At 69.7% G+C, this 4,880-nt stretch carries 7 protein-coding genes; 5 read left to right on the forward strand and 2 right to left on the reverse strand.

Annotated features, from left to right (window positions below):
* Positions 1-205 (forward strand): hypothetical protein (locus AC07BF_RS31950; protein ID WP_400812487.1); only part of this gene is annotated, 205 nt, incomplete at its 5' end.
* Between the two features lie 386 nt (positions 206-591).
* On the opposite strand, the gene AC07BF_RS31955 is transcribed toward AC07BF_RS31950, so the two are convergent.
* Complete coding sequence (locus AC07BF_RS31955; RefSeq protein ID WP_363633341.1) at positions 592-1,851, reverse strand: terminase gpP N-terminus-related DNA-binding protein; 1,260 nt, start codon at positions 1,849-1,851, stop codon at positions 592-594.
* A gap of 727 nt (positions 1,852-2,578) precedes the next feature.
* Between AC07BF_RS31955 and AC07BF_RS31960 the strand changes: the two genes are divergently transcribed.
* The 4 genes from AC07BF_RS31960 (at position 2,579) to AC07BF_RS31975 (ending at position 4,570) form a co-directional block, all read left to right on the forward strand.
* Complete coding sequence (locus AC07BF_RS31960; RefSeq protein WP_363589276.1) at positions 2,579-2,818, forward strand: hypothetical protein; 240 nt, start codon at positions 2,579-2,581, stop codon at positions 2,816-2,818.
* 321 nt (positions 2,819-3,139) lie between these two features.
* The gene (locus tag AC07BF_RS31965) at positions 3,140-3,550 is read left to right on the forward strand and encodes a DUF2637 domain-containing protein (protein ID WP_363589274.1); all 411 of its coding nucleotides are present in this window, start codon (positions 3,140-3,142) and stop codon (positions 3,548-3,550) included.
* A 27-nt stretch (positions 3,551-3,577) separates the two neighbouring features.
* Positions 3,578-3,829 carry a class-II aminoacyl-tRNA synthetase family protein gene (locus AC07BF_RS31970; protein ID WP_363589272.1) on the forward strand — a complete coding sequence of 84 codons (252 nt, stop codon included), beginning with the start codon at positions 3,578-3,580 and terminating at the stop codon, positions 3,827-3,829.
* Positions 3,830-3,931: 102 nt separating this feature from the next.
* A complete protein-coding gene (locus tag AC07BF_RS31975; protein ID WP_363589270.1) occupies positions 3,932-4,570 on the forward strand; it encodes a GntR family transcriptional regulator in 639 nt (212 codons plus the stop codon).
* A gap of 35 nt (positions 4,571-4,605) precedes the next feature.
* Here AC07BF_RS31975 and AC07BF_RS31980 read toward each other — a convergent pair whose 3' ends face one another.
* Complete coding sequence (locus tag AC07BF_RS31980; RefSeq protein ID WP_478319412.1) at positions 4,606-4,761, reverse strand: hypothetical protein; 156 nt, start codon at positions 4,759-4,761, stop codon at positions 4,606-4,608.
* Positions 4,762-4,880: the final 119 nt, after the last annotated feature.

Genomic DNA, 4,880 nt, shown 5'->3' on the forward strand with positions numbered 1-4,880 from the left:
CCTCGAACTCATCATCGCCGCCCCCGGCACCCTCCAGCAGAGCCGCAACATCCTGCGCAACCTCGCCGACAACGACCTCACCCTGAGCATCACCACCCCGACGGATGGGCCAGGCCGCAACCGAACGGCAGCCGGCCCGAACCACACCCGTGCGGCGCTCATCCTCGCCGCCGCCATCATCTGGGCCGCCAGGCACAGAAGATGACCCCGCTCCCGACCACGGCACCTCCGACACGTCCGGATGCGGAGCACGACCCCGGCCAGACCTCCACCGTCACCGGCTCTGCCGCACGACCGAACACGGAAGCGCCGCCAGTGGGACGACGGCGCTCTCGCCGCTGCGCAGGTGTCGTACGCCGGAATCCTGACGATCCCGCGCGGTTCCAGGGCAGGCCGGGTAGCGCCCGGCCGCCGCTTCTCGATCCGGGGCGCCGCCCGGGAGGCTCGCCTCCCGGAGCCGGCCAGACCGGCTTGCGGTCCGAGGAGGTCACTTCCGGCACGGTCACGCGGCCGGGCGAGGGCGGCGAGGGTGCAGGTGCAACGCCGATCGGTGCCGGGGCGGGCTTCCGGGGCGTGGTCGACCTGGCTTCGTCAGGACCTTTGGGGCCTTGGCGCCAAGCCATTCCTGTACAGGGCCTCGGCCTCGGCCCGAGCCGCCGGGGAGAGCGGGAGGTGGTCCTTGCCACGCGGGCAGGGTGGGGCCTCGACACGGGGCGGGCGGACCGGGCGTTCCAACACGATGGCCCTGTCGCGGTCGACCAGCCTCAGCCCAGCACCCTGCGGCGCCAGTGCGTAGCAGGCGATGACCGCTCCGCTCGCGGCGGTGATCGACAGGAACGATTCCCCGAGGCGTCGCCGGACGTGCACTTCCGCGCCGGCCAGATCGGCCGAGACCGCGTAGAAGTTCCCGCGATAGGGCACCAAGCCCTGCGGCATGACAGTGCGGTCGACGCAGCTCTGGAGCGGGTACGGGGTGCCCGGCAGGTCCAGCAGAGCCGTCGCCGGAGCCGACTGGTCCGGGTCGCCGACCGTGCGGCCGCGGCCGTCCAGGGCGGACGCGTACCGGTCGAGGCTCTCCTGGGCACTCCAGAGGGAGCGACCGTCCGGAACGGTGAGCCACCAGTTCTGGACGGTGGCGCGATGGGCCGCGTCCATGGCACTGACCCGGTCGGACCGGCAGACCTTGACCGTCACGCCGTAGTACTTGGCCACCCGCGCGAAGGCCGGCGTCACCCGACCGGTGTCCACGCACCACACGGTCGGCGACCGGCGGAACCGCCAGCATCCGGTGGTACCGCCCAGCCGCCGCAGCACCTGGTCGATCCCCTCGACGAGCTGCGGGAGTTCTCCGCCTTCGACGATCACGGCGCGCCAACGATCCGGCCGGGCGACCGAGCCCAGTAGCAGACGGGCCGGGCTCCTGCCGTCCCACTCCGCCGGTGGCCCGGGAAGCTCCAGCCACTCGAACCGGACCTTCTCGTCCGCCGGACGCGGGGCAACACCGCCGTCACCGAACCCGGCTGAGCCGCAGAACTCGCAGGCAGGCCGGACCCGGTGCTTGCGTACGGCCCGGGTGAAGGTCGAATATCCACCCGGATAGCCCAGCGCCGAGACCTCGTCGAACAGCGTGGATGCCGGCAGGTGCGGATCGTCCGCGAGTCGCTGCCGGCAGTACGGGAGGAAAGCGGAGAGCTGGTCCTGGGCCGAGCTGCGGATCCCCACGGTCCGCTCCCCGCGGAGGTAGAGCCTTACCGTCTTGCGGTCATGCCCCAGGTGCCGGGCGATGGCCGAGATGGACCATCCCTGCAGGTGCAGGTCCCGCACATTCTCGTATTCCTCCTTGGTGAGCATCCGCTGCTCCTCACAACCTGGACTTCACTCGCAGGCGGGGCCCGAATTTGAGCGATCCCCGTACGGCCGCAAATGCTACACGACCACTCCGAACGAATAGAGGGAGGATCGAGCGCCGGGCGTGCGCCCTGGGGAATTTCAGGGAGCGCCGCCATCGAGATGAATTACGCCACGGCCCGCATCTCCGGGGAGGTTTGACGAGCCGCACCGGAAACTCATATGGGACGACGCCCATATTCCACGGTAATCGGCCGGCGGGCAGCGGCTCACTGAACCGACCATTTGCCACCCGGGAGGCAGGTGGAAATCAGGATTCACCGGAAATCCATTTTCCGGCGCCGAAAGTAAAGGGCCGGTCATGTGAGTCCGCAGGTAGCGGCGGTACCAAGGGCGCGGGTCAGGCCGTCACGAACGCGGCAAAGCTCCGGTCGAACATCGAGAACCGGGTCCACTCCGACCACGACACCGCCTTCACCACTGGTGCCGGCACACCTCCCACTGGCCCTTCACGCGCCCGCTCGACCGCCTGGACATCCCCCAGGGGCCCGTCTGCACCAACACAGGAATTTGCGACAGCCCGGGCGGGCCCCGGAACGCAGCCGGGCCTGAACCAGTCCGGGTATTTTCGGAGAGCGCCGGAATGGTGAATATGGAACGACGCCCGGATGCCGGATACGCATCCCGGCAGCCATTTCGTTGATGGGGCATGAGTTCAATGTGCCAACCAATGACTCTGCCGCACCGTCTGCCGAAGGAGCCGGCAACCAGGCTCGGCGAGTGGTTCTTCGTCCCGGATCGGCGGAACCCGGCGGGTGACGTACGGATCGGCTACTTGTCATGCAACGGCGAACGGGTCGTCCTGCACCACTGCTCCAGCTACCTGGCCGACTTCCTGCGGACGCTCCGTCAGCTCGAGGAGGACTTCGCCAGACGCTGTGGCGCGGAGCCGGTCCCGACCGGCGCATGACGACCGAGATGCGCGCCGGACGGGCAACCGTCGCCCGGCGGAGACGGCTAGGACATGGAGGGCGCCGTGTATGACCCGAGAGCCGCTTTCCTCCCCCCGCAGGGTGGCGCCACCCAGTTCGAACCGGAGGACTTGCCCACGTACCCGACCATCGAAGCCTTGGGCACCTGGGACCCGGAGAGTCCCTTCGTCCCGCACCCCCGCGCTCCCGTCAGCGATCCAGGCCTGTCCGGCGCCGACCCCAGACGCCCGATCTCCCGACACCGACGGCGCACGCCCCCCGCTGAGGCCACCTGGTCACAGGTCCTCGGCTCGCTGTTCGTGGCACTCAGCACCATGACCGTCATCGCGGTGTGCGTGCTGGGCTGGTTACTCGCCTACGACCCGCTGCGCAACCTGGCGCTCAATCGAGCGCCGAGCGGACTTCCTCACCTGTGGCCGCTGGTCATCTACGGGCCGTGGCTGGTGGGCTGCCTGTCGGTACTGCACGCCGCGCTGGACGGACGTCGGCCCGTGCACTCGTGGGTCGTGGTGGTCGCCTTCTCCGCCACGGCGGCCGGCCTGTGCGTGGCCGACGCCTCACCGACCATCCCCGATGTGATCGTCGCAGGCCTGCCACCGATCACCGGGGTGGTTTCGCTGCACCAGTTGGTGCGTCAACTCCTCTCCGGAAAACGACCGCAACGCCCCACCTCTCACAAGGCGGGCCCCTCAAGACGGGTGCGGCGATGACAGCCAAGACCCGAGCGGCTTCCTGAAGTGCGGCTCGTCGAGCAGCATTGGCTCGACGTCATCCGCGCGGGTTTCGAGCGGTACGGCTCCTGCTCGGTCGAGACGCCGTCCGTGGAGTCGCTCGACGCGCTGGTGGCGAAGGGCGAGACCTCGCAGGAGGTCTACCCGCTGCGCCGGCTCCAGGAGGACCCGAACGACGCCTCGGACGCCGAGCTGGGCCTGCACTTCGACCAGGACGAGCCGATCAGGCCGTCGGCCGGGAGGGATGCCGGTATATGATCTGTGTCCTTTGCACATCACCGTGCCTCATCCTGTCTGATTCCCGCGAGGAGGATTGTGTCGACCAGGTCTGGTTCCACGCGTGAGCCCATTGCCGATCGCATGTACCGGGTGCTGCTCGATCAGTTCATCGCCGGCGAACGGGTCGCGGGTTCGCCGTTGAACATCGGCGCGCTCTCGCGTGAGCTCGACGTCAGTCAGACGCCCCTACGCGAGGCGCTGGCACGGCTTGAGCACACCGGTCTGGTCCGGCGCGAGGCCCTCAAGGGGTACCGGGTCGCCGACGCGCTGAGCGAGCGGGAGATCGGGAAGCTGTTCGAGGCACGGCTGGTGCTCGAACCCGCGCTCACCCTGGAGGCCGGACTGCGGACCACGCCGGAGTTCCTGGACACCCTGCGCGCCGCCGTCGACGACCTGGACCACTCGGCGTCCAGCGCGGACACCCGTACCGAGGGGTTCCAGCACTACTGGACGGCCGACGACACCTTCCACCGGCTGATCGCCGCGCAGAGCGGCAACCCCTTCCTCGAACAGGCGCTGCTCGCGCTCGGCGGGCATGTGCAGCGTTTCCGGCTGTTCAGCAAGCGCGGGCAGACGAGTGCCGCCCACGCGGCCGGGGAACACCGGATGGTCTATGAGGCCCTGCGACGCCGGGATGCGGAAGGGGCAGCCGAACTGATGCGACGCCACCTCGCGAGCGCGAAGGACCGGATCCAGACGGCTGCCCCCGGCGAGCACTGAGTACCGGGCCGGAGAACACCGACCCGGTTACCGGATCAGTACGTGGTGACCGGGTCGAGCAGGGTGCGCGTGTAGGCCTCGGCGGCGAGCGGCCCGCGCAGGTGGGCGAGCAGCGAGCGGGCCGCGGCGGCTCCGGCCGAGCGGGCGGTGCGGGTGCTGACGATCGCCGAGAACTGGCTGTAGTGCTGCACCTCTTCGGGGAGCGGGGGGGGGGGGGGGGGGGGGGGGGGGGGGGGGGGGGGGGGTCCCCGTGTGGGGGGGCTGGTGGTGGGGGTGTTCGCGACAAGAATAGGAGAAGGGCGTGTTGGGG

Source organism: Kitasatospora sp. NPDC043950 (assembly GCF_056435345.1).